General features: G+C 51.1%; 18 protein-coding genes. 11 read left to right on the plus strand and 7 right to left on the minus strand.

Annotation, left to right across the window (positions count from 1 at the left end; genetic code table 11):
• The first annotated feature begins 64 nt into the window (after positions 1–64).
• Entirely contained in the window at positions 65–1,378 is a 1,314-nt protein-coding gene (locus J4E05_RS00365) for an NAD(P)/FAD-dependent oxidoreductase (RefSeq protein ID WP_349591613.1), read from the plus strand.
• Here J4E05_RS00365 and J4E05_RS00370 read toward each other — a convergent pair.
• The 4 genes from J4E05_RS00370 to J4E05_RS00385 all read right to left on the minus strand — a co-directional run bounded on the left by J4E05_RS00370 (position 1,375) and on the right by J4E05_RS00385 (position 6,082).
• Positions 1,375–2,067, minus strand: a complete 693-nt coding sequence (locus J4E05_RS00370; protein WP_349591615.1) for a cysteine hydrolase family protein — start codon at positions 2,065–2,067, stop codon at positions 1,375–1,377. The genes J4E05_RS00365 and J4E05_RS00370 overlap by 4 nt on opposite strands.
• Before the next feature lie 371 nt (positions 2,068–2,438).
• Positions 2,439–2,948, minus strand: a complete 510-nt coding sequence (locus J4E05_RS00375; RefSeq protein ID WP_349591617.1) for a group III truncated hemoglobin — start codon at positions 2,946–2,948, stop codon at positions 2,439–2,441.
• Between the two features lie 143 nt (positions 2,949–3,091).
• Positions 3,092–4,459, minus strand: a complete 1,368-nt coding sequence (locus tag J4E05_RS00380; protein ID WP_349591619.1) for an NAD(P)/FAD-dependent oxidoreductase — start codon at positions 4,457–4,459, stop codon at positions 3,092–3,094.
• Between the two features lie 252 nt (positions 4,460–4,711).
• Positions 4,712–6,082, minus strand: coding sequence for an aspartate aminotransferase family protein (locus tag J4E05_RS00385; protein WP_349591621.1), 1,371 nt, complete (start codon positions 6,080–6,082; stop codon positions 4,712–4,714).
• A gap of 305 nt (positions 6,083–6,387) precedes the next feature.
• On the opposite strand from J4E05_RS00385, the gene J4E05_RS00390 reads away from it, so the two are divergent.
• The 7 genes from J4E05_RS00390 (at position 6,388) to pgi (ending at position 14,457) form a co-directional block, all read left to right on the plus strand.
• Positions 6,388–7,767 carry a glutamine synthetase family protein gene (locus tag J4E05_RS00390; RefSeq protein WP_085592021.1) on the plus strand — a complete coding sequence of 460 codons (1,380 nt, stop codon included), beginning with the start codon at positions 6,388–6,390 and terminating at the stop codon, positions 7,765–7,767.
• 32 nt (positions 7,768–7,799) lie between these two features.
• The gene (locus J4E05_RS00395) at positions 7,800–8,348 is read left to right on the plus strand and encodes a cupin domain-containing protein (RefSeq protein ID WP_349591623.1); all 549 of its coding nucleotides are present in this window, start codon (positions 7,800–7,802) and stop codon (positions 8,346–8,348) included.
• 65 nt (positions 8,349–8,413) lie between these two features.
• Complete coding sequence (locus tag J4E05_RS00400; RefSeq protein WP_085592023.1) at positions 8,414–9,919, plus strand: aldehyde dehydrogenase; 1,506 nt, start codon at positions 8,414–8,416, stop codon at positions 9,917–9,919.
• Between the two features lie 21 nt (positions 9,920–9,940).
• Positions 9,941–10,906, plus strand: coding sequence for an agmatinase (speB, locus tag J4E05_RS00405; protein ID WP_085592025.1), 966 nt, complete (start codon positions 9,941–9,943; stop codon positions 10,904–10,906).
• Positions 10,907–10,997: 91 nt separating this feature from the next.
• Positions 10,998–11,579: a tyrosine phosphatase family protein gene (locus J4E05_RS00410; RefSeq protein ID WP_349591625.1), complete on the plus strand. Its 582-nt coding sequence runs from the start codon at positions 10,998–11,000 to the stop codon at positions 11,577–11,579.
• Positions 11,580–11,722: 143 nt separating this feature from the next.
• The gene (locus J4E05_RS00415; RefSeq protein ID WP_085592029.1) at positions 11,723–12,682 is read left to right on the plus strand and encodes a PfkB family carbohydrate kinase; all 960 of its coding nucleotides are present in this window, start codon (positions 11,723–11,725) and stop codon (positions 12,680–12,682) included.
• A gap of 128 nt (positions 12,683–12,810) precedes the next feature.
• Positions 12,811–14,457 (plus strand): glucose-6-phosphate isomerase, encoded by a 1,647-nt coding sequence (gene pgi / locus J4E05_RS00420; RefSeq protein ID WP_349591628.1) that lies wholly within the window; start codon positions 12,811–12,813, stop codon positions 14,455–14,457.
• A gap of 235 nt (positions 14,458–14,692) precedes the next feature.
• Here the strand turns inward: pgi and J4E05_RS00425 are convergent, their stop codons facing one another.
• A complete protein-coding gene (locus J4E05_RS00425; RefSeq protein WP_349591629.1) occupies positions 14,693–15,766 on the minus strand; it encodes an NAD(P)/FAD-dependent oxidoreductase in 1,074 nt (357 codons plus the stop codon).
• Positions 15,767–15,941: 175 nt separating this feature from the next.
• Between J4E05_RS00425 and J4E05_RS00430 the strand changes: the two genes are divergently transcribed.
• The 3 genes from J4E05_RS00430 to J4E05_RS00440 all read left to right on the plus strand — a co-directional run bounded on the left by J4E05_RS00430 (position 15,942) and on the right by J4E05_RS00440 (position 19,992).
• Complete coding sequence (locus tag J4E05_RS00430; RefSeq protein ID WP_349591631.1) at positions 15,942–17,543, plus strand: choice-of-anchor I family protein; 1,602 nt, start codon at positions 15,942–15,944, stop codon at positions 17,541–17,543.
• 193 nt (positions 17,544–17,736) lie between these two features.
• Positions 17,737–18,462 (plus strand): response regulator, encoded by a 726-nt coding sequence (locus tag J4E05_RS00435; RefSeq protein WP_085592034.1) that lies wholly within the window; start codon positions 17,737–17,739, stop codon positions 18,460–18,462.
• A 15-nt stretch (positions 18,463–18,477) separates the two neighbouring features.
• On the plus strand, positions 18,478–19,992 hold the full coding sequence (locus J4E05_RS00440; RefSeq protein ID WP_246832967.1) for an ATP-binding protein: 1,515 nt from the start codon (positions 18,478–18,480) through the stop codon (positions 19,990–19,992).
• 32 nt (positions 19,993–20,024) lie between these two features.
• Here J4E05_RS00440 and J4E05_RS00445 read toward each other — a convergent pair whose 3' ends face one another.
• Positions 20,025–22,886, minus strand: a complete 2,862-nt coding sequence (locus J4E05_RS00445) for a methyl-accepting chemotaxis protein (RefSeq protein WP_349591633.1) — start codon at positions 22,884–22,886, stop codon at positions 20,025–20,027.
• A gap of 147 nt (positions 22,887–23,033) precedes the next feature.
• Complete coding sequence (locus J4E05_RS00450; RefSeq protein WP_349591635.1) at positions 23,034–24,149, minus strand: ABC transporter ATP-binding protein; 1,116 nt, start codon at positions 24,147–24,149, stop codon at positions 23,034–23,036.
• Positions 24,150–24,153 lie beyond the last annotated feature (4 nt).

Here is a 24,153-nt window from a genome sequence, read left to right on the forward strand (position 1 = left end):
CCCCCTTGGCCTTTCAGCACGAATGGCGCACACTTGGGCATGCTCCATAACACCGAGGCAAATTGTGTTTACCCCCAATTTTTTAACGGCGAACGACAAGGCCGGTGCTTATCCGGCATCCTATTATGCTGCATCGGCAAATCCCATTTATGGTTTTGATACGTTTGATGGGGACGTCACATGTGATGTTGTGGTGATTGGGGGCGGGTTTACCGGTTTGTCGTCGGCACTGCATTTGGCGGAACAGGGCTATGATGTGGTGTTGCTTGAAGCTCACAAGGTTGGCTGGGGTGCGTCCGGGCGCAATGGCGGGCAGGTTGGGTCCGGCCAGCGGCGCGAACAGGACGAGCTTGAAAAAATGCTGGGTGTGGATGATGCCCGCAAATTGTGGGATATCGCCGAGCAATCCAAGGATATTGTAAAAAGCCTGATTGAAAAACACGGCATTAATTGCGACTGGAAACCGGGCATTTTACATGCCGACCATAGAGAACGGTTTGTAAAAGGCACCCACGAATATGCCGACAAATTGCGCGATGAATATGGCTATGACCAGATTAGCAAGGTGAATCGCGATGAGATACGCGCAATGGTCGGGTCTGAATTTTATCATGGTGGATCGCTTGATATGGGGGCTGGGCACCTGCACCCGTTAAATTTCGCCCTTGGCCTGGCTGTGGCGGCGCGTCAGGCGGGGGTGCGCATCTATGAAAATGCCATGGTGAGCGAATATACCACGGGTGAAAATGTTAATGTAAAGGTGCGCGGTGGCCCGAATGTTACGGGCCAAATGCTGATTTTGGGCTGTAACGGATATCTTGACAGTTTGGATGACCGGGTGGCCCGGCGCGTGATGCCGATTAATAATTTTATTATTGCAACCGAACCACTGGACGATGATGTCGCCCGTGAACTTATCCGCGATGATGTTGCGGTGGCGGACTCAAAATTCGTGATCAACTATTATCGGTTAAGTGCCGATAACCGCATGTTGTTTGGCGGCGGCGAAACCTATAGCTATCATTTTCCCAAAGACATCAAAAGTTTCGTTCAACCCTATATGCTGGAAGTTTATCCGCAATTACGCGATACCCGGATTGATTATGGCTGGGGGGGGACACTGGCGATTACCATGAACCGGATGCCGTATTTTCGCCGGGTTGAAAACCGGGTGTTTTCCGCCAGCGGTTATTCCGGGCACGGGGTTGCCATGGCAACACTTGCCGGGCAAATCATGGCCGAAGCTGTTTCGGGAACAATGGAGCGGTTCGACATAATGGCTAAAGTGCCTGTTCCGACATTTCCCGGAGGTAAAAGCCTGCGATACCCGTTGCTGGTGCTGGCGATGACATGGTTTTCATTGCGTGACCGGCTTTAAGCCGATTTTTGCGATGTAACTTCCGATGGGGCCGGGGTGTTTTTTATCTGGTCGTCAGCGCCCCGTGCCATGAGACGGGATTTTGTTGCCTGCCACGATGCCGGTTTGATAGCCAGTGTGGTTGCGTCGCTAAAGGCGACCTTATAACCGCGGTTCAGGGCGGCTGTGACTGTAGCATTTACACAATAATTGCCATCAAGCCCGACAATGATCAGATTGCCAACTTTTTGCCGTTCAAGAACAGCTTCCAGTTTTGGTTCACGAAAGGCATCTGCGTGCGATTTAACGATATCATGGTCGATATCTCCATCCAGTCGGGCGTCAATATCCAATCCACCGGATTTGGGGCCGCCCCGTCCTTTGTTAAGGAACCTGACCAGCAAATTGACGTACCACCCGGCAAATGTTTGCCGGATGGAAATAACGGGGTGCCCGTTTTCATTGGCAAACATCACAAGATCATTGATTGCGGTAATAACCTTGTTAACCAGGTCTGGATCGTAACTGTGTCGCCCGGTTGCGTTGGTAAAATCTTCCTGAAGATCGATAATCAGAAGTGCGCTATTGGGGCGGGATTTCAGGTCTATTTTTGTTCCGGTGGTTGTCATCAGGTGACGGCGATGTCCATAAATGGTGTAGCCGATCAAGCCGATTATCAGAAGGGCGGCAAGAAGGATTACAAGCCACATATTGTCTTTCTCCGCGTCGGGTAGGTCAGGGGGCGAGTATTTTGAAACAGGAACAGCGAACTGGCTGTATGTTCAAGTGCATCGCACACGCATTTCAAGCGTTGAAAGTAACGGTAAATTAGAATAATCAAAATTGCCGGAATATTAGAAATATTTTTGGTATTCGTCAGATTTTGAAAAGTATTCCGTTTTGATGTTGCGTTCTGCGACAGGGATCGTGCCTTTAGACGGACACGATTGCGTATTTCCTTTGTTAGGTTACGCTGATTTTCCATATTTGTATTAGGCGGGATACGCAAATCATTGTCAACCCGGTTGGCAACGCTGATCGGGTTATGTGTATGATGATATTTTGGTCTGTTCAGGCAATGTTATTTCGGTTGCCAGTTGGAAACCGGATCGTATCGTTCGCCTTTGGAAAGGATAACGCCGTTATGGGCGGCGATGCCAACTTCAAAACTTTGTGCAATTCGAAGGGCACGTTCCATGAAATGGCGGGCGGCAACCGGGGGGCAAAGTTCGGCCAGCGTTTCAGCAAACAGGGCCAGCCACTGATCGAAATGGTGGCGGTCAATGGGAAGGGGCATGTGTTTTTGCATGGGGCGCCCGTAATAAGCGCCACTGGCCAGAGCCACCGACGACCAGAATTGACACATATTTTGCAAATGCCCATCCCAATCGCTAATGCGGGCATCAAAAATAGGGCCTAAAAACGGATCTGCGCGGACTTTGGTATAAAATCCATGGACAACGTCATGGATCATTTGCTGGTCAATTCCCGTTTCATCCATGATTTTGCGCGTTGCCCGTTCGCGGCGTTCCTGATGGCTAAGGCCGTCGTTATCGCCGTTATCATCGATGGAATGGGGTTGATCCGTCATGATAGTAATATTATCCCTTGGTCAGAAGTGCCCATGTACGCAACCGGCGTACAGGCAAATTTTTGGGTGCTTATAAAACGTGATTTTTGATCTTAACATGACATATGTCATAAAATGACGGCGGCAAGTCAGCGAAAGTGCCATTATAGAAACCGGTCGCGCAAACCATAGGCAGCATAGGCCATCCACCGATATTGGCGGCGTAATCCGGCGAAGGGAAACCTTTTTGGCGGGGTACCCATAATCGGGCCAATATCACCAGTGGTGACTTTGCCCGTTATATGCTGTGCAAGCAAATCACCGCAATAGCTGGCCATGGCCACACCATTGCCGTGATAAGCCAGCGATGCCCATACTCGTTGCTGGCTGGTGATTTTTCCGACAAACGGCCGATAGGATTGTGACAGACAGGCAAGACCATTCCAGTGGTGGGTGATTTCTATATTGCGCCATGTTGGAAACATGGTGTGAAATTCACGAATTAATGTGGCACGAGCCTTTTTCTGCCCGTCTGGTGTGGCGTTAAGGCCGCCGCGGCCGCCAAACATGAAACGCCCGTCAGGCAATTTACGAAAATAATGCAGCAAAACCCGTGTATCATAGGCCATCATATCGCTGGTCCAGCCTTGCGCGCGCCATTCGTTGTCGCTTAGCGGGCGGGTAACCAGAATGCCCGATATGACAGGTAATAACCGCCCGGCCAGCCATTGGGGCAGGTTTTCAGCACTGTATCCGTTGGTGGCAATGATGGCGTGGTCAGCGGTGATGCGGCAATCCCCGCATTGCAGGATGACGTTTGCGGGGGTTTCATCAATGTCTTGAATTTCCGCCTGTTCGAAAATCTGAACACCTGCGGCAAGGCAGGCCTTGTGCAACGCAGCAAGATATTTGAATGGATGAAGGCCAAATCCTGCTTTTACATGCAACCCTCCCGCAACACCATTGGCATTCATACCCATTTCGCGTAACGAATCTGCAGTGTGAAATGTACTTTTGATATCGGTGAAATGGCTTAATTCGCGCGCTTCTTCGTGCAAGTCTTCAATACGGCTGGCTTTGTGGGCCAAGACCATTTCGCCGTCAGAATGGCGATCGACATTTGCCTGCCAATTTGAAATGCGGTGGGCAACCAGGTCAATCGCGGCGCGCTGGTGGGTCGCAAACTGGCGGCTGGCGTCCTCGCCAAATTGTTTTGCCAATATACCAAATGAATGAATTGACCCACCCAGACAGCAAAACCCGCCATTGCGGCCAGATGCACCCCAGCCCGGGCGACCGGCGTCAAATACCGATACTGATCGCCCTGATTGTGCAAGGCGCAAAGCCGCCGATAACCCGGTATAACCACCCCCAATGATAGCGATGTCGGTTTTCAGGGTATCGGCGGTGGGGGCTGCCTGACAAGCGGGAAGGGCACCTACGCTATCTGCCCAAAAGCTGCGGGGAAGCGTGGTTGTTTGGTAAGCGTCTGGTTCATACAGACGGCGAAGGGGCGATGCAGTTTGGGGCATATCTGGTTTTCACCATTATTGGCAAATATGAATGACGCGGCGCAGGATAAGGCAGTTTTGATAATGGGCGTCGCTATTTTTCGTAATTGGCATGATTTTGGCGGCGCGGGACGTATAATCATTTGAGCATAAAGCAAACAGATTAATCCTTCCCATGGCACCGGAATATGAGCCTGATTGTTGTGACAAAATAAAACACCCGGCACAATCATGATCATGCCGGGTGTTCGCAATAGCGCCAATCGGTAAAGTTTACATCACGCCAATCTTTTTGGCCGTAGCGTCAAAGGCAGCACGGGCACGTTTGACAACTTCGTCAACTTCATCCTGGCTGATAATCAGCGGTGGTGATAGCACCATGCGGTCACCACAGGCCCGCATGATAACGCCATTCGCAACACAGAAATCACGGCAGATGGTGCCAACAGTGCCGGGTTTATCAAAACCTTTGCGGGTTTTCTTGTCGGCCACCAGTGGCATACCGGCAATTAACCCGACACTTTCAACGGCACCAACCAACGGGTGGTCTTCCAGTGTCGCCAGTTGTTTACGGAAATACGGGCCAATATCATCGCGTACCCGCTCGATCATTTTTTCGTCGCGAATGATGCGAATATTTTCAAGCGCGACTGCTGCTGATGCCGGGTGCCCCGAATAGGTAAAGCCGTGGGTGAATTCTCCGCATTCATTGATCAGAACATCGGCAACACGGTCACCAACCATAACAGCCGAAATCGGCAAATAGCCTGACGACATGCCCTTTGCCATCGGCATCAGGTCGGGTTTGATATCAAAAGTATCGGACCCAAACCAGTTGCCGGTACGACCAAAGCCGCAAATGACTTCGTCAGCAATCAGCAAAATATCGTATTTCTGGCAAATACGCTGAATTTCGGGCCAATAGGTTGATGGTGGAATAATGACGCCGCCCGCGCCCTGGATCGGTTCGCCGATAAAGGCACCGACATTTTCCGCGCCAAGTTCCTCGATTTTCGCTTCCAGCTTTTGTGCTGAGATCAAACCGAATTCTTCGGGGGTGTAATCACCACCTTCGCCGTACCAGTACGGCTGATCGATATGCACTACATTGGGCAGCATCGGGCCGCCCTGTGCATGCATTCCGGCCATTCCGCCAAGGGATGCCCCTGCTACGGTCGATCCGTGATAGGCATTTTTGCGGCTGACAATATAGTTTTTGTCCGGCTTGCCTTTCAGGTTCCAGTATTGGCGGACCATCCGAACAACGGTATCATTCGCTTCGGACCCTGAATTGGCATAAAAAACATGGTTCATATGCGCAGGCGTAATTTCAGCCAGAACCTTTGAAAGCTCGATCACCGGTTCATGCGCGCATTGGAAAAAGTTGTTGTAGTACGGCAGTTCAAGCATTTGCTTATAGGCTGCTTCTGCCAGTTCCTTGCGACCATAGCCGATATTGACGCACCACAGACCTGCCATGCCATCAAGGTATTTGTTACCGTCGCTGTCTTCAATAAAGACACCTGATGCTGATTTGATAATGCGCGCGCCGCGTTTGTTCAGATCGGCCGTGTCGGTAAACGGATGGATATGGTGTTGTTGGTCAAGATTTTGCCAATAGGCAGTTTTTTCGGGCTTGTTCATGACTTCTCCTGACGGCGTAACAGGGCTTTCTTGTCCAAAATGTCGAACGTTTGAACCAAGTGTTCGTTTTTTTGAACACCTTTGCAAGTGATAAATTTATTCGCACGTCATAAGAATTAGTGGCGGGTTTTCGCCGATATGGTTTGATATAGCCTTGTTGTCGGGTGTGGTTCTGTATTTCAGGTAACACTGTAATTTGGGTAACTTGAACGATATATCGAACGAAGGCTTGACCGTTTTGATGCGGCGCGGCACGATGACAATGTTATGACATAAATGAACAGCCGTGCAGGGAGTATTAGACGATGAACACGTCGTTCGTCGAAGACAGTAGGGCGGAAGCCCAGCGGTTTTTTGAGGCAAATCCTGATATTGAACTGGTTGAGTTGTTGCTCCCGGATATCAATGGGGTTTTTCGTGGCAAGCGTGTCACGAAAAACAAGTTCCTCAAAAGCTACGGCGAAGGCATTAATATGCCGGGGTCGATCTGTCTGGTCGATATTACCGGGGATAACCCGGAAGGAACCGGTCTTTTGTGGTCCAGTGGAGACCGTGACAGTGTTGCCAAACCGATTACGGGCACACTTCATCGTGTTCCCTATGGGGAACAGGCGCTGGCACAGGTTATGGTCTCGCTTTACGATCTGGATGGAGAGCCATTTTTCGCTGATCCGCGTAATGTGTTGCAATCTGTCGTAAATCGTCTGGCCGCAGACGGGTTTTACCCGACTGTGGCGCTGGAACTGGAATTTTATCTGGCTGATCAGAACGAAACCGGGCGGCCCATTCCACCCGCACCACTTGATGGCAGTTATGCATCCGACGGTATTCAGGTTTATGGCCTTCAGGAAATTGAAAATTTTGACCGGGTTTTGCACGATGCTGTAAGCGAGTTAAACCGGCAGGGTATTCCTGCCGATACGATTGTTGCAGAAGCAGGCCCCGGCCAGTTTGAGATTAATCTGGGCCATGTCAGTGACCCGATGGAAGCTGCGGATCACGCCATGCAGCTTAAACGCGTTGTCAAAGGCATCGCCTGGGACAACAAGGTGACAGCAACCTTCATGGCAAAACCGTATTCTGATCAGGCGGGCAACGGGCTGCATATTCATGTCAGCTTGCGTGATGCCGAAGGAAACAATGTTTTCAGCCCGGTTGGTGACGAAGAAGTTTCCGATCTGTTGAAAAATGCCATTGGTGGCTTGCAGGCATCCATGTTTGAAAGCATGGCTGTTTTTGCCCCCAATCCGAATTCCTATCGCCGGTTTCAGAATAAGGCCTATGCGCCGATGTCGCCGAACTGGGGCCTGAACAACCGGACTGTGGCGTTGCGTGTCCCTGCGGGCAATGCCAAGGCCGCACGGGTAGAACACCGGGTTTCAGGGGCCGATGCAAACCCGTATCTGGTGTTGGCATGTGTGTTGGCCGGTGTTCATTATGGTTTGAAAAACAAGCTTGACCCTGGTGAACCGGTTGAAGGCAATGGCTACGAGCAAAACAATGGCCTGGTTGTGCCGCGCAGCATGATTTCGGCATTGGACCATTTTGTGAATGGCAAGATCATGCGCGATTATTTGGGTGAACAGTTTGTCGAGGTGTTCGATGTTTGCCGCCGTGCCGAGTATGACGAGTTTTTTGCCGAGGTCACACCGCTGGAACATCGTTGGTATCTGGACGCCGTTTGAGTGTCGGGATTGCCGGTGCCGAGGATAAAAAGATGAGCCACAAGGTCGGAGATCGTCTGAAGGCAATCCGGAATATGTATGGTCTGTCGCAACGTGAACTGGCACGACGTGCCGGGGTGACAAACAGTACGATTTCCACCATCGAGCAAAACCGGGTTAGCCCGTCGGTAGACTCGCTGGCAAAGGTGTTGCAGGGCATACCGATTACGATGATAGATTTCTTCAGCATTGATATCGACAATGGTGAAGAAATTTTCTTTAAACGCGATGATCTGGTTGAACTGTCCGACGGCACAATGTCGATGCGTTTGGTCGGGGCAACCCGCAAGGATCGGCAGTTGCGGGTTTTGCACGAAATTTACCCGGTCGGTGGTGATACCGGCAGTAAACTGATTGTGCAAAAAGGCGAAGAGGCCGGTGTTGTGGTGCGAGGCAAACTTGAAGTAACGGTTGGCGATCGGGTGCAGATATTAAGTGCCGGAGATGCCTATTATTTTAATGCCGAAATTCCGCATCGGTTTCGCAATTCGGGTGATGTTGAATGCGAAGTGGTCAGTGCCGCAACACCACCGTCATACTGAATTCACAATTATGCGCAAGCAAGGTGCGGCACACTAAAGGCCAGCCCTGCGAAAGGAGTTATCCCATGACAAGCCCCCTTAGTTTTGAAGCCCTTAAATCGCAGGCCAGCAGCCTGAGTTTCCGTAACAAGGCGTTTATCAACGGTGATTATGTTGATGCGCTGTCGGGCAAGACATTTGATTGCATCAGCCCGCGTGATGGCGCGGTTCTGACCAAAATTGCCGAATGCGACCTGGCCGACGTGGATCGTGCGGTTGTGGCGGCACGGGCCGTGTTTGAAAAAGGTAGCTGGTCGGAAGCATCGCCTGGCACGCGCAAGGCGGTGATGATGCGCTTTGCCGACCTGATGGAAAAACATGCAAGCGAACTGGCCCTGCTGGAAAGCCTTGATATGGGCAAGCCGATTACGTTGGCCGTGCGTGATGATATTCCTTTGTCCTATAAATGCATTCGCTGGTACGCCGAAGCAATCGACAAGATTTACGACGAAATTTCGCCATCTGACCCGCATTCGATCGGCATGATTACGCGCGAACCATTGGGCGTTGTTGCTGCTGTGGTGCCATGGAATTTTCCGTTGATGATGGCGGTGTGGAAATTGGGCCCGGCCTTGGCGATGGGGAATTCGATTATCCTTAAACCGGCAGAGCAATCGTCCTTGACCGCACTTCGCGTGGCTGAACTGGCGGTTGAAGCCGGTTTGCCCGAAGGTGTTTTGAATGTGGTGCCTGGGTTTGGCCCGACCGCGGGCAAGGCCCTTGGCCTGCATGAAGATGTGGACTGTATTGCCTTTACCGGGTCGGGCGAAGTGGGCAAGCTGTTTTTGCAATATGCGGGGCAGTCCAACATGAAGCGGGTGTGGCTGGAATGTGGGGGCAAAAGCCCCAATATTGTTCTGGCTGATTGCCCGGACCTGGACGCGGCAGCAGAAGCAGCGGCAGGCGGTATCTTTTATAATCAGGGTGAAGTCTGTACGGCAGGGTCACGTTTGATTGTCGAAGAATCCATCAGGGATGAACTGATTGAAAAAGTGATTGCGGCTGGCAAAGCCATGCAGCCGGGCGACCCGTTGGACCCTGCCAGCGAAATGGGCGCTATTGTGGATGAAACCCAGATGAACCGGGTTTTGGGTTATATTGAAAAGGGCCAGTCCGAAGGGGCGCGCTTGTCTATGGGGGGCAAGCAGGTGCGTACCGAAACGGGTGGTTATTACGTTGAACCCACGGTGTTTGACGGCGTTAACAATGATATGACCATTGCGCGGGAAGAAATTTTTGGCCCGGTCCTTTCGGTGATTTCAGTTGCCGATTGGAAAGAAGCCGTTAAAACCGCCAACGATACGCCATACGGGCTTGCTGCAGCGGTCTGGACCAGCGACATCAACAAGGCGCATCTGGCAGCGCGTAAATTGCGGGCCGGGCTGGTTTGGGTCAATTGCTGGGATGGCGGGTCGATGACGATGCCGTTTGGCGGTTATAAACAGTCTGGCACCGGTCGTGACCGGTCGCTTCATGCACTGGACAAATATTGCGAAATCAAGTCGACCTGGATTGCACTGGGCGACGCCTGAGATTGAAAGGGCGGATTAAAAATGAGCAGTACCGGCGTCATTGACACCAAAGGCGGCGATAACGCCTTTACCGCAAAATCGGTGCATCAAAACACCAGCGAGCCGATGTATTCCGGTGCGTTGTCTTTTATGCGCCGCCGTTATAGCCGCGACCTCAATGGTATTGATGTGGCGGTAACGGGTGTACCCTATGATTTGGCAACATCAAGCCGCCCGGGCACACGTCTTGGGCCCCAGGGCGTGCGCCGTGCGTCGGCGAACCTTGCATGGGCACCGCACTTTCCCTCGGGCCGCGATATTTTTGCCGAACTGGCCGTGATCGATTACGGCGATATGGTGATTGACCCTGGTCATCCGGAAAAACTGCCGGAAATGATCGAGGATCATGCACGTGATATCGTGCAGTCGGGGGCCAAAATGCTGACGATTGGTGGTGATCATTTCATCAGCTATCCGATCCTCAAGGCCCATGCAGAAAAATATGGTGATGGCATTTCGCTTATTCAGTTCGATGCCCATTCCGATACCTGGGAAGATGACGGCGACCGGATTGACCATGGCACGATGTTCTGGCACGCGGCACAGAAAGGCATTGTTGACCCGTCAAAATCAATCCAGGTGGGTATCCGTACCCATAATGAATCAACGCACGGGTACAACATTTTGTACGGCCCCGATGTGCAGGCGATGTCGATTGCGGAAATTGTTACCCGTATCAAGGAAACAGTTGGCGATCGCCCGACCTATATCACCTTTGACATCGACGGACTGGACCCGTGCTATGCGCCAGGTACCGGAACACCGGTTCTGGGCGGATTAACCAGCCACCAGGCGGTGTCGATTTTGCGCGGGCTTGAAGGCATCAATCTGATCGGTAGCGACGTGGTTGAAGTGTCTCCTCCGTTTGATGTGTCCGACATTACCTCGCTTGCCGGGGCGACAATGGCGTGGGAAATGCTGAATTTGCACGCGGCAAATAAGAAATAATCGCTAAACCTTCTGTTGGTGCGTTTAAAAATGGCCGGTGTCCGGGTAGGATGCCGGTCGTTTCTTTTTTACGCCACAACAGGATGATGCCATGCAATCGGTTTCGATTTCGCTGCTGACGATCTGCGGTATTGAAGAACTTCCCAGCCATGCTGAACGCAAAGTAACCCATATTTTGTCGGTGCTGGACCCGGAAACCCCGGACCCGGAAGCCTTTCAGAACTTTGCGCCGCATGAACGCACGATTTTGCGGTTCCATGATATTATCGAGGACCGACCGGGCATGGAAATGCCCCGGCGCGACCATGTGGAAAAAGTGCTGGCCTTTGGCGATGAACTGGCGAAATCCTGCGATTTGCGCGAAGACGGGCATTTACTGGTGCATTGCCATATGGGGGTTTCACGATCAACGGCATCAATGGCAATGTTGATGGCACAGGCCCAGCCTGAAATTTCCGAGGATGACCTGTTTGAACAGATCGTTTCCATTCGCCCCCAAGCTTGGCCCAATTCCGTTATGATTGACTATGCCGACGATATCCTGGGCCGTGAAGGCCGTTTTAGTGCAGCACTTCGTCGTCATTATGGCCGCCAGATCAAACGCGATCCGCATTTTGTAACCTGGATGACCGAAATTGGCCGCAAACGCGAAGTCGATATGGCGACCGATTGAAATTTGTGCTGATTGATCAAGCCGTTGTCTGGTGCAGCGGCTTTTTCTTTGCGCGGCGGATTGAATCGATTAAAAGAAGGCAGTCCCACACCGGTAACGTTACAGGTCGGTTTTATACCGGCGAAAAAAAGCGGAGAATATAGATGACGGCAAAAGCAGTTTGCCTTGGCGAGTTGTTGATTGATTTTGTGCCGACAGTCACCGGCACAGGACTTGCCGACGCGCCAGCCTTTGCCAAGGCTGCCGGTGGGGCGCCGGGCAACGTAGCTGTGGGTTTGCAACGGCTGGGCATTGAAACCGGCTTTATTGGCAAGTTGGGTGATGATGCCTTTGGGCATTTTCTGGTGGATACGTTGAAAGCCGACAATGTTGATACATCGGGCATTGTTTTGACCAAGGAAGCCTTAACCGGGCTGGCGTTTGTGTCGTTGCGTGCGGATGGGGAACGCGAATTTTCGTTCTATCGTTCGCCCTCGGCCGATATGCTGTTGTCACCGGCTGACCTTGATACCGGAATGCTGACCGGGTGCGAGCTGTTTCATTACGGCACATTGTGCATGATTGATGATGACCCGCGTGCTGCAACCTTGCGCGCCATTGAAATTGCCCGTGAAGGCGGCGCGATTATTTCGTGTGATCCCAACTTGCGTTTGCCACTGTGGCCCAACGAGGACAAGGCACGCGAAATTTTACGCCTGGCGATTTCAAAAGCCGATATTGTTAAAATTTCGGATGATGAAGTGACATTCCTGACCGGTGAAGAAGACTTTGAAGCCGGGGTCAAGCAGCTGTGGTGTGATCACTGGAAACTGGTTATCGTGACCATGGGGTCAAAAGGCAGCCGGTTTTATACCACCCGGTGGAATGGTTTTGCCGAACCCTTTTCAGTAACATCGGTCGATGCGACAGGGGCGGGCGATGGTTTTACAGCCGGGTTTTTGTCACGTTTGTTAAAAAACAGCGAATTGTTATCGTCGGCGGAACAGGTTAAGGCTGCGTGTCGTTTTGCCAATGCGGTTGGGGCGCTAACTGCGACCAAGCGCGGGGCCATTAACGCCTTGCCGACGGAAAGCGAAGTTTTGACATTTATGGCTGCGGTCTGATTTCGTTATTTAATCAAAATATTCAATATAGGGCGATTGTTCACAGGATCGCCCTATATTGTCTTTAGACTGTCCCACACAGTATTGCACCGGCCACACGGCCCAACGACCTGTAAATCGAGGATAGCATGTCGACAGACCATTTAAGCGAATGCTGGGAAAACCTGAAACAGATTGGTGAAGATGTTTCCGCCAATCTGAACCTGCGTGAAGCCTTTGCCGAAGATCCGGCGCGTTTTTTGCGCTATCATTCCACACTGGATGATTTATTTGTCGATTATTCCAAAAATCTGATCACCGACAATGTGTTAAATGGCCTTCTTGAGCTGGCAAAAGAGGCGGGCGTTATTGATTGGCGCGACCGGATGTTTGCGGGCGAACGTATCAACATTACCGAACACCGTGCCGTATTGCACACCGCCTTGCGCAACCTGGATGGCGATGCCATTGCGGTGGATGGCGAAGATATTATGCCCGGCATCAAGGAGGTTTTGGTCCGCTTAAAGGACTTTGCCAGCCGTGTTCATAATGGACAATGGCAGGGACACACGGGTAAAAAAATTACCGATGTGGTCAATATTGGTATTGGCGGGTCCGACCTTGGCCCGGTGATGGTGAATGAGGCCCTGAGGCCCTATCATATTGACGGGATTACCTGCCATTTTGTTTCCAATGTCGACGGGGCCCATATTGTTGATACGCTAAAGGGCCTGGATGCGGAAACAACCCTGTTTATCATCGCTTCAAAAACCTTCACTACCGATGAAACCCTGACCAATGCCTATTCTGCGCGGTCATGGCTGGTGAATGCGCTTGGCGATGATGCGGCAGTGGCAAAGCATTTTGTTGCGGTTTCTACAGCGCTGGACAAAGTTGCCGAATTTGGCATTGATACTGAAAATGCCTTTGGTTTCTGGGACTGGGTTGGTGGCCGTTACAGCCTGTGGTCGGCTATTGGTTTGCCGATTATATTGGCTGTTGGTTATGACCGGTTTGAAGAAATGCTACGCGGCGGTGCCGCAATGGACGAGCATTTCAAAACGGCTCCGCTGGCGGAAAATATTCCGGTTATTCTGGGGTTGATCGGGGTGTGGTATCGCAACATTCTGGGGGCATCCAGCCACGCTATTTTGCCCTATGACCAGCATTTATCGCGTTTGCCGGCTTATTTGCAGCAAGCCGATATGGAAAGTAATGGTAAATCTGTTACCCGCGATGGCAAGCCGGTACAAACTTCTACCGGGCCGGTGATCTGGGGCGAACCTGGTACGAATGGGCAGCATGCCTTTTATCAGTTGATCCATCAGGGAACCGAACTTATCCCGGTTGATTTTTTGATTGCGGCAAAACCGCTTCATGACTTGCAAAATCACCATGACAAACTGGTGGCCAATTGTTTTGCCCAGGCAGAAGCCCTGATGGTTGGTAAAACCGAAACAGAAGTGCGCCAGGAGCTTGATTTACAAGGTATAGCTGCCGATGAAATCGATGTTTTGGCACCGCATAAGGTTTTTGCCGGGAATAAACCCAGCACCATGATCCTGTATCGCCAGTTGGACCCGTTCACGCTGGGGCGGTTGATTGCCATGTATGAACACAAGATTTTTGTTCAGGGTGTTGTTTGGAATGTAAATTCCTATGACCAGTGGGGTGTTGAACTTGGCAAACAGTTGGCAAAGGAGCTGTTGCCGATGGTGCAAGGGGCTGAAAGTGCAGACCAGCGCGATGCCTCGACCGCAGGCCTGATTGCAGAATTGCGAACGTTGCAATCCTGATCTTTCCGGGTTTTCTTGGATTTTACAAAGGCAGCGCCGTACGTGGCGCTGCCTTTCTGTTTGGGCTGCAGTCGCACAAGTTTTAATACGAAGACGCACTTATCGGTCATTGGATCGGTGCGTTGGCGTCGGGCGGCCCGTGCGGCGAAAGGCAAGGGCTTTGTCGAGCCCGCACGCCGATTGAGGGGCTTGTTGGCCGGTTTTGATCAACAAGCTTTGGTATAGCAGGCACGGACTATTTACAAACCGCCATGATTGCACGGGCGGCTGATTCGCCGCTTTGAAACGCAGCTTCGATCCTTGCGCCCATGCACCAGTCGCCAGCGGCAACGATCCGGCCATCAAGCGATGACAGGTGGCTTTGGCCCAGTGGCTTGATTGTGCGGGCATAACGCCAGCGATGGGCTTGCCGCATAACAATTGGCGGGGTGGTGATGTTCATGTCTTTAAACAATGATTGCAGGCGGGTTTCTATCAGATGGCCGACTGTTTCGGCGTCATCTTCCAGATGGTCGTATGACCATTGTGGGGATGCGTGAATTGTCCAGCGGTCAAACATATTGTCTGGTGCTGCGGAAGGCGCGTTATTCGGGTTACGTCCGATCCATGCAATATCGGGATGGGCATCGGGTAAAACATCAAAACCCGTTGCTGCCTTGTTTTGGAATGCGATCATGACAGCCCAGCAAGGTGCCATTGTAACATCGCCAATGCCATCAAACCTGGGCGACAATGGCATGAGAATTTCGGCGCATTGCGGTGCGGGTATGGCAACGATAACGCCGTCAAAGATGCCATGAGACTGTGGTTTTATACGGTGCCCGGAACGTGGTCCTTCCTGACTGAACAGTTCGAACTGTTCATTATCCAGTGGGCGGATTGCGGAGATGCGGGTGTTTTTGTTGATGGTAAAACCACAATCAAGAGGTGCCACCAGATTGTTCATTGCTGGCGTGCCACGGAACCAGCCAGCATTGCTATCTTGATGGTTTTGCCTGTCGAGCGAGCCACCAGGTATGGAACGGGTGTTATTGTTTTGCTGTGGCACATGGGGTGTAGGAACCCATTGTTCTGCGGCACCTTTTTGTTGGGCCATTTTCACGTATTTGATAAAATCGGGGTGGTGGGCTGTGGCAAATTGCGCACCATGATTAAATATTCCAAAATCGCTGCGCCGTGTTGCCAGTCGTCCACCAAGGCCCCGGCTTTTTTCAAAAACATGCACGTCCAGACCTGCCAGGTGAAGAATGCAGGCTGCGTTTAACCCGGTAATACCCGCGCCGATCACTGCAATTTTTTGTAAGGTCATGGTAAATGCGTTTCCTGTTGAAAATGCTACCTTTCTAATACGGTTCAGTGGCGTGAATGGCGCACAGCATTTGCAAAGATATTTATCAAAGCATCATATTACGGTCATGAAACTGTTACGCCCTTGTCCCATTGTGCGTGGCTTAACAAATTTTATTAATACAAAGGGCCAAGTCATGCGTCGTTCCATATTGCTGGCAGGTGTTGCCATTTCGGGCTTTTTATTGGCCAGCACAGGTAATGCTGCACAAATGAAAAACAGCATTTCATTGCGTAGCGCCAACAGCCCGCTACGTTCGCTGTCGATTACGCCGCTGGGTGAATATCGGACACAATTGTTTGATGAAGGTGGTGCTGAAATTGTTACGTTTGATGGGGCCAGCAAACGGGCATTTGTTGTCAATGGTGGCGATAAGGGAATTGATATTCTTGATTTGGCCGACCCGCTGCATGTGCGCAAAATTTCGACAATCGACCTGGCAAAATGGGGTAAGGCAGCCAACAGTGTTTCGGTACATGATGGGCTGGTTGTTGCAGCAGTTGAAAACACCGACAAGCAAGCACCTGGAAAGGCCGTTTTTTTTGACGTTGATGGTCACTTCAAAGCAGCCGTAACGGTTGGTGCACTGCCAGACATGATCAAATTTACCCATGACGGTAAATATGTGCTGGTAGCCAATGAAGGTGAACCGAATGATGCGTTTGATAACGACCCGGAAGGAAGCGTTGCCGTTATTTCTGTGCCGTCGGATATTTCTAAAATTACAGATGAAAATGTCAGATTTGCCACCTTTGAGGGGCTAAATAATAGTGATTTGCCGGTTGGCATGCGCACGGCAAATCCCGGTACATCCAGCGTCGCCCAGGATGTGGAACCGGAATATATTGCGGTTAGCGCCGATGGCAGCAAAGCCTATGTGACATTGCAGGAAAACAACGCTATCGCGATTGTTGATATTGCAACCGCACGGGTGACGGATGTTGTTGGCCTTGGTTTTAAAAACCATTCTGTAAATGCCCTTGATGCCAGCAACAAGGATGATGCCATCAATATAAAGCCGTGGCCGGTGTTTGGCATGTATATGCCTGACACTATTGATGGTATTGAAATTGATGGGAAAAACTATTTTATTATCGCCAATGAAGGCGATTCTCGTGATTATGCCGGGTATAGCGAAGAGGCTCGCATTGGCGATTTAAAGTTGGACCCGACGGCGTTTCCTGATGCGAAAACATTGCAGGAAAAGAAAAATCTTGGCCGCCTGAAAGTCACAACGGCACAGGGTGACCTGGATGGGGACGGTGATTTTGACCAGCTTTATACCTTCGGCGGGCGGTCATTTTCGGTGCTGAACGAGCAGGCCGGGATGATTTTTGACAGCGGGGACCAGTTCGAACAATATCTGTCTGTGCATTTTGCGAAGAATTTTAATTCTGACAGCAGTGAAAATGGCAGTTTTGATGATCGTTCGGATGATAAAGGCCCGGAACCGGAAGGGGTTACCAGTGGCTATGTCAACGGTACACCCTATGCATTTATCGGTTTGGAACGTCAGGGCGGTTTTATGGTTTATGACCTTACCAACCCTGCAAACCCGCAATTTGTGACTTATCATACCGACCGCAAATTTGATGGGGATCCCAAAAATGACAGTGCAGGTGAACTGGCCCCCGAAGGTATGTTGTTTATTGATGCTGATAACAGCCCAACCGGTAATGCGATGTTGGTGATAGCCTCGGAGGTTTCGGGTAGTACCAAGGTTTATGACCTTAAATAAAATTCCGCCCGGCCCATAAGTGCTGTACGGATAGAAGTGTTTTAATGGCGGGCCAGATTTTAATTTGGCTCGTCATTTTTGCCTGTGAAGTGAAATTGGCAGGGGACACACGCAGAATGCTTCAAATTGTTACAAAAACCGACTACACTCCGCCGCAATCGGCCAAAGCCATTGATTTTACAGGAGACAGAGCCTGAATTCCCGTCGTGAACCCCATATTCTTGTTGTCGATGATGACCAGGAAATACAGAAACTGTTGAAAAAGTTTCTGATGCAGCACGGATATCGTATGACCACGGTTTCCGACGGGACGGAAATGCGCAAGGCATTGCGGGACTGGAATATTGATCTTTTGATCCTCGATATCATGCTGCCCGGCGAGGATGGCTTTGCCCTGTGCCGGGATGTGCGTCGCACCTCGAAAATTCCGATTATTATGCTGACCGCTGTTGGCGAGGATACCGACCGGATTTTGGGGCTGGAACTGGGCGCAGATGATTATTTGACCAAACCGTTTAACCCGCGTGAATTGCTGGCGCGCATTCGTGCCATTTTCCGTCGGGCCGAGACCGGCACGACGGAAATTGTTGAAAACAGTTCCGAAAAAGTTCGTTTTGGTAATTGGGTTCTGAATTTGGGATCGCGGGAATTGCGCGATGCCGATGACGTGGTCGTTCATTTATCAACCGGTGAATTTTCTCTGCTGCGTGCCCTGGTAAAGCATAACAAACGTCCGTTATCGCGCGACCAGTTGGTTGATATTGTTCGTGGGCAAAGTTCGATCCCGTTTGATCGCAGTATTGATATTCAGATCAGCCGGTTGCGGCGTAAAATTGAAAAAGATGCCAAAAACCCGAAACTGATAAAAACTGTGCGCGGTATTGGTTATCAGTTTTGCGCCGACGTTTCCCCGCTTTAGGCCGGAGGGCAGGCGGTGCAGGGTGTATTGGAAAAATCCCGCAGGTTTAAACCGCGCACTTTGGGCGGTCGTATTTTTCTGATCATGATGATTGGCGGGCTGATTATTGCCGGGCTTGCCAGCATGGCATCAATTTACGTTATTGACCGCTCGGAACGCATCAGCAAAGCCTATACGCTGGGTTTTACCATTCGTGAGCTGGTACTGATTGCGGAAAACCCCGAATTGCGCGGCAACGCCCGCAATGTTGGTGCGCAGGATGGCCTTCATGTGGAATTGTTGCCAGTACAGGAAGTCGAAAGCCTGCTTTTGTATTCGCGCCCGGCCCAGCATATTGCCATGCCTGTGCGGTTGGGGGATGCAGGATGGCCCAGTGCGGTGAAAGTTCATTTTCGACACGGAAGGCTTAGTGTTGAACAGCGCGACGTGATTGAACAAGCCAAAAGCCCCAGTCTGTTTTTTGCCCAGTTATCCCGCGAAATTGCCCGGTTGGGGTTAAAGGCCCAGATCGAGCTTACTCTGCCATCGGGGCGCCGTATGATGCTGTCTCATGCCCGGTTATGGAACGATTATGCGTCGCCCTCGGTTGTATTTATTATGTTTTTGGTGGGCGTTATTGCCGTTTTGGCAGTATTTGCCGCATTGGCCGATTTGTTGGCGGGACCATTTAAAACACTGGCAAGTGCCATTCGCAAAAATGGTGACGAGGTTGAAGGCGAACCAGTTGAAGAACGTGGCCCAACCGAAGCGCGATCAATGGCGGAAGCCTATAATGCCCTACGTCAGCGCATAGCCCGGATGCTGGAAGATCGCACCCGGATGCTGGCTGCCATCTCGCATGATTTGCGGACACCCAGCACAAGGTTGCGGTTGCGGGCCGAATTTATTGATAATGATGAATTACGTGAAACCGTGTTGCGTGACCTTGATGAAATGGATGAACTTCTAAGTGACGCACTGGATTTTCTGGGTGACTGGATTCATAAGGAAGAGGAACGGACTGTCGATTTTACATCTGTTCTTGAAGCCATTTGTGATGACTACGCCGATTTGGGGCGCCCGGTGATGTTTGAAGGACCGAAGCCGCTAACATTTAATCTGGTGAACACCGTGTTTGGCAGCAAAAATGATGAAGCCCATTCGTTTGGAGACAAACGCAGTATCCGCCTGACCTGCCGGGCGGGCACATTGAAGCGGGCCTTTACCAACCTGATTAACAATGCGCTGAAATATGGTCATCGGGCCTATGTTAGCCTGGATGCCACCGCAGATGACGTTATTGTGGTTATTCATGATGAAGGACCGGGCATCCCCGAAGACGAACAGGACAAGGTGTTTTTGCCGTTTTACCGGGTTGAAGGATCGCGTGCGCGCAGCACTGGCGGGAGCGGGTTGGGACTATCGATTGTGAAAACAGTCATTGATGCACATGAGGGGCATATTACCCTTGGCAATATGCCCCGTCGCGGGTTGAAGGTCACGATAAGGCTGCCCCGCAAAGTACAAATGCAGGCACCGTCTGGCAGTTAGATTACCAGACGGTTACGGTATGATGGGCCTGCTCACGAATTTCGGACATCGCGTAAAAAGGCATCGACTTCACGTTGAATGTGCGCGGCGCGTTCACTTAGATCGCGGGCAGATCCCAAAACGTCCTTTGATATTTCACCCGTTTCCAAAACAACCTGGTTGGCCTGGCCGACATCATCGGCGGCGCGCCGGGTGGTGGAATTGGCAGCTTGGGCATTTTGTGAAATTTCGCGTGTGGCCGATGCCTGCTGTTCGATGGCATCCGACAAATTGGCCGTGATTGCATCTAGCGCACCGATGGTATCGCTGATTGCCTTTATTTCGCCGCGGGTTTCTTGTGTTGCGGTTTGAACCGCTTTAACACGGGTTTCTATATCCGCTGTTGCCCTTGCTGTCTGGTCCGCCAGATGTTTGACCTCATTGGCAACAACGGCAAAACCTTTACCGGCGTCGCCAGCGCGGGCTGCTTCGATGGTGGCATTCAAGGCCAGCATATTTGTTTGGGTGGCGATATCGGAAATCAGGGTAATAACATCGCCAATTTCAATGGCAAGCTGGTTAAGCTGATCCATGCTTTGGGCGGAATCTTCGGCCCGGGCCGAGGTTGATTTGGCAATATGGGTGGATTCACTTGTTTGACGGCGAATTTCACCAATAGAGGCCATCAGCTGTTCGGCAGCGGCCGCAACTGTTTGTACGGATGATGCCGTTTCCTGCGTTGCGCGTGCCGCACTATCGGAACGTTCGGCACTTAATGTGCTGTGTTTGCCCAGACTTTCAGCTGACTGGTGCATGGTTTGGGCGGCAACGCCAATATCACTGGCAAGCGATTTGATCCGTTTTTCAAAATTGTCTGCCATGGCATTAAGTGCGTTTTTGCGTTCCTGTGTTGCCTGTACACGCTGGTTTTCCTCGCGATCGTTGGCAACACGAATTTCAGCGGCATTATTACGGAAAACCTCTAATGTACGGTTCATGGCCGAAATTTCGTCAGAACCTTTGTCTTCAATGGTGATGTCGGTATTGCCATGGGCAATTTCATTCATGGCGTTGCGCATGCCTTCCAGCCGTGCAATCAGGCCGCGCCCAACATACAGCCACGCAAGCAACCCGGCAAAAACCAGTGATGCAATGCCAATGGCGATTAAAGCCCACCGTCCCTGAATGATAACCCTGGTTGATTGTTCTCCCACTGCACGGGCCTGCTTTCCGGCAGCGGTTGCAACTCCCTGAACTCCCATTGTTTCAACGGTTTCACGCACATTCTTCAGTTCGTTTCCAGCCGTTTGGCGGGCTTCAATTGCTGTGTGTTGCGGGCCGATGATAACATCGGGTGCGCCCAGTTTTTGTGTTGCTGATATTAAATCAGCCTGGTTTTTAAGGGTGTTTGATAATTGGTTGGTGGTTTTGCCAATGTCGCCGAGGCGGTTTGAAAGTTCGTTAAGGACGGCCATGTCGGAGGTGGCTGCCGCCTGATTTTGATAGCCGATGGCTAGATTGCCAACGGATTCAAGCCTGGCCATTGTAATGAGGGCCGTCAAGTCGTGGTTTAATAACCCGCCCAGATCAGACTGGGTTTGTTGCTGGATGCTGGCTGTCTTGGTGCGCAAACTTTCATCGGCCGCATTTACCACAGGTAAAATGGCGTCGCGAAAAGCGGTTTGTGTGGCCAATAATCCGGTTTTGCGGTCATTGGCAAGTCGCGACCAGGTTGTTGTCGCCCGTTCGATGGCATCAAGTTCCTGTTTGCGCAAGTCAAACAACCCGCCGCGTGTGCTTCCCAGTTTGAAAAAATCACCAATCGGCTTTTTAAGGGTGGGCGCAATTGTTTCGGGGATTTTACGATTGTCGCGGTAAAATTTCAGAAACTGTTTTTTGAATTCTTTGGCCTGGTCTGCGGTTTGGGATGCGGTTCCGGCAACCATCAGGGCATAGGCCTCGGCGACCAGTGCGTTTAAATGAAACCGTTCAGCATCAGGTAGGGAAAGACCATTGATCGATTGATTAAGGCTGCCGAAGGTTTCGTGTAATTTGGCTTCCAGTCCTTCGCGGGCATTGCGAAAAACAGCGCTGGATTGCGTTGTTGCCGTGATTTCGTTTTGGCGAATGGCGAAGATATTGTTGTTACCCTGCCCAAACCCGATCAGGGTTTCCGTAATCTGTTGCAGGTCCGGCGAGCCTGAGGCGCCGCCTAATTCTTGCAATTGCTGACTGGCGGCGTCAAATTTGGTTTGTAGTTCGTTTAACAGGGCAGGGCTTGCGGCATTTGCAGCCTCGATGAGCAAGCCCACCACCCGGTTTCCTTCTGCTTGCAAGGTCAGGGTCGTGCGTAGCGTACCAACTTCGTTGGAAATAAGTTGGTCAAGGTTTTTGCTGGCAGTTGCAATGACGTTATTGCTGTTATTAACCAGGTTGGCATTTGCCGCATCAATATGCTGGCTAACCTGTTTGCGAAACTCGTCGTGCTGATTGCGCAGCGCGGAGATGTTTTGTGTGACCTGATTATCATTTTTCTGCCGGGTTTGTGCCGCCGTGATCAGGGATGATAAATGTGGGCGCAATTGCCCGGCATCTTTCTCAAGGTCGGTGCCGGTTGTTGCTTCTTCCAGCTTTTCCATCCGGCTGATAGCCCGTGTCGATAGACTTTGAATATCAGCCTGGGGGTTGGTTGCCATTTCCGATGCCAGAACAGCAATCGCGTTGCTTTCGTCGGCCGCTTTTAAGGCCGATGTCACAGATGATGTGTGAGTAACTTCATTTAGCGAAGAGGCAATCCGCTCGATTGATATAATGCCAACGATTGCGGCAATTGCAGTCAGTGCTGCCATTGCGCCAAAAGATGCCCCCAATTTAAAACGTATTCCTGCACCTTTGGTGCGGTTCGGGGTGGTCATATGTCGTTCCTCCCTAAAAGAACGTATTTTTTATGTGTTATTTATACGCACGATAAATGCCGGTTCTAATTGACCAGCTTGCTTATCAGCGGATTCACAATAGCAAAAATAATGGCGGGTGGCCCCCAGAACCACCCGCCATTCAGATCAGATCCGAAGTTCCGTTGTTGGATCAAACAGACTGATCTGATTCATATCCGCAGAGAATGTCATCATTTCTCCGGGGTTTGTCGCGCGGTCCGGTCTGACGCGGGCGACGATTTCCTTTCCACCAAGATTGATCACCGTCATGGTGTCGGCACCGGTGGGTTCAATGACTTCGACTTTGGCATCGAAATTGACATATTGGCTGCCGGGGTTATCCGACCCTGTGCGTTTGTGGGTCAGCCCTTCGGGGCGAATACCAAAAACAACATCCTTGCCAACCCACGACTTATAGCTTTCCGGGCTGTTTTCAAGCAGCGGCAAAACAACTTTTTGGCCGTTATTGTCAAACGTCACGGCAATTTTACCGTTATCGTCAACCAGTTTGGCTTCAATGAAATTCATCGATGGCGAGCCGATGAAACCGGCAACAAACATGTTGTTCGGTTTTTCATAGATATGTTGCGGCGTATCGAACTGTTGCAGGATGCCGCCTTTCATCACGGCAATGCGTGATGCCAGGGTCATGGCTTCGATCTGGTCGTGGGTCACATAAACGATGGTGGACCCAAGACGATGATGAAGTTTTTTGATTTCGGTACGCATATCAACGCGCAGCTTGGCATCCAGGTTTGACAATGGTTCGTCAAACAGGAAAATGTCCGGGTTCCGCACCAGTGCGCGGCCCATGGCAACACGCTGACGCTGACCACCGGAAAGCTGGGATGGTTTGCGGTCCAGCAGGTTTTCGATTTGCAGCAGGCGGGCGACATCATCGACGGCCTTGTCACGTTCGGATGCCGAAACACCGCGAATTTCAAGACCAAAGGTGATGTTTTTGCGAACTGTCATGTTGGGATAAAGCGCATAGGACTGGAACACCATGGCGATGTTACGATCCTTGGGATGCACGTTATTGATAACGCGATCACCAATGCGAATTTCACCGTCAGACGATGTTTCCAGACCGGCTATCAGGTTAAGCAGGGTCGATTTGCCGCAGCCAGATGGGCCAACAAGAACGAGAAACTCGCCGTCTTCAATCGCCAGATTGATTTCTTTGAGGACCTCGACAGATCCGAAAGTCTTGCGGACTTTATCAAGGGTGAGTGATGCCATTTCT

It is taken from the genome of Thalassospira sp. NFXS8, assembly GCF_040148805.1.
In the GTDB taxonomy this organism is placed as follows: Bacteria; Pseudomonadota; Alphaproteobacteria; order Rhodospirillales; family Thalassospiraceae; genus Thalassospira.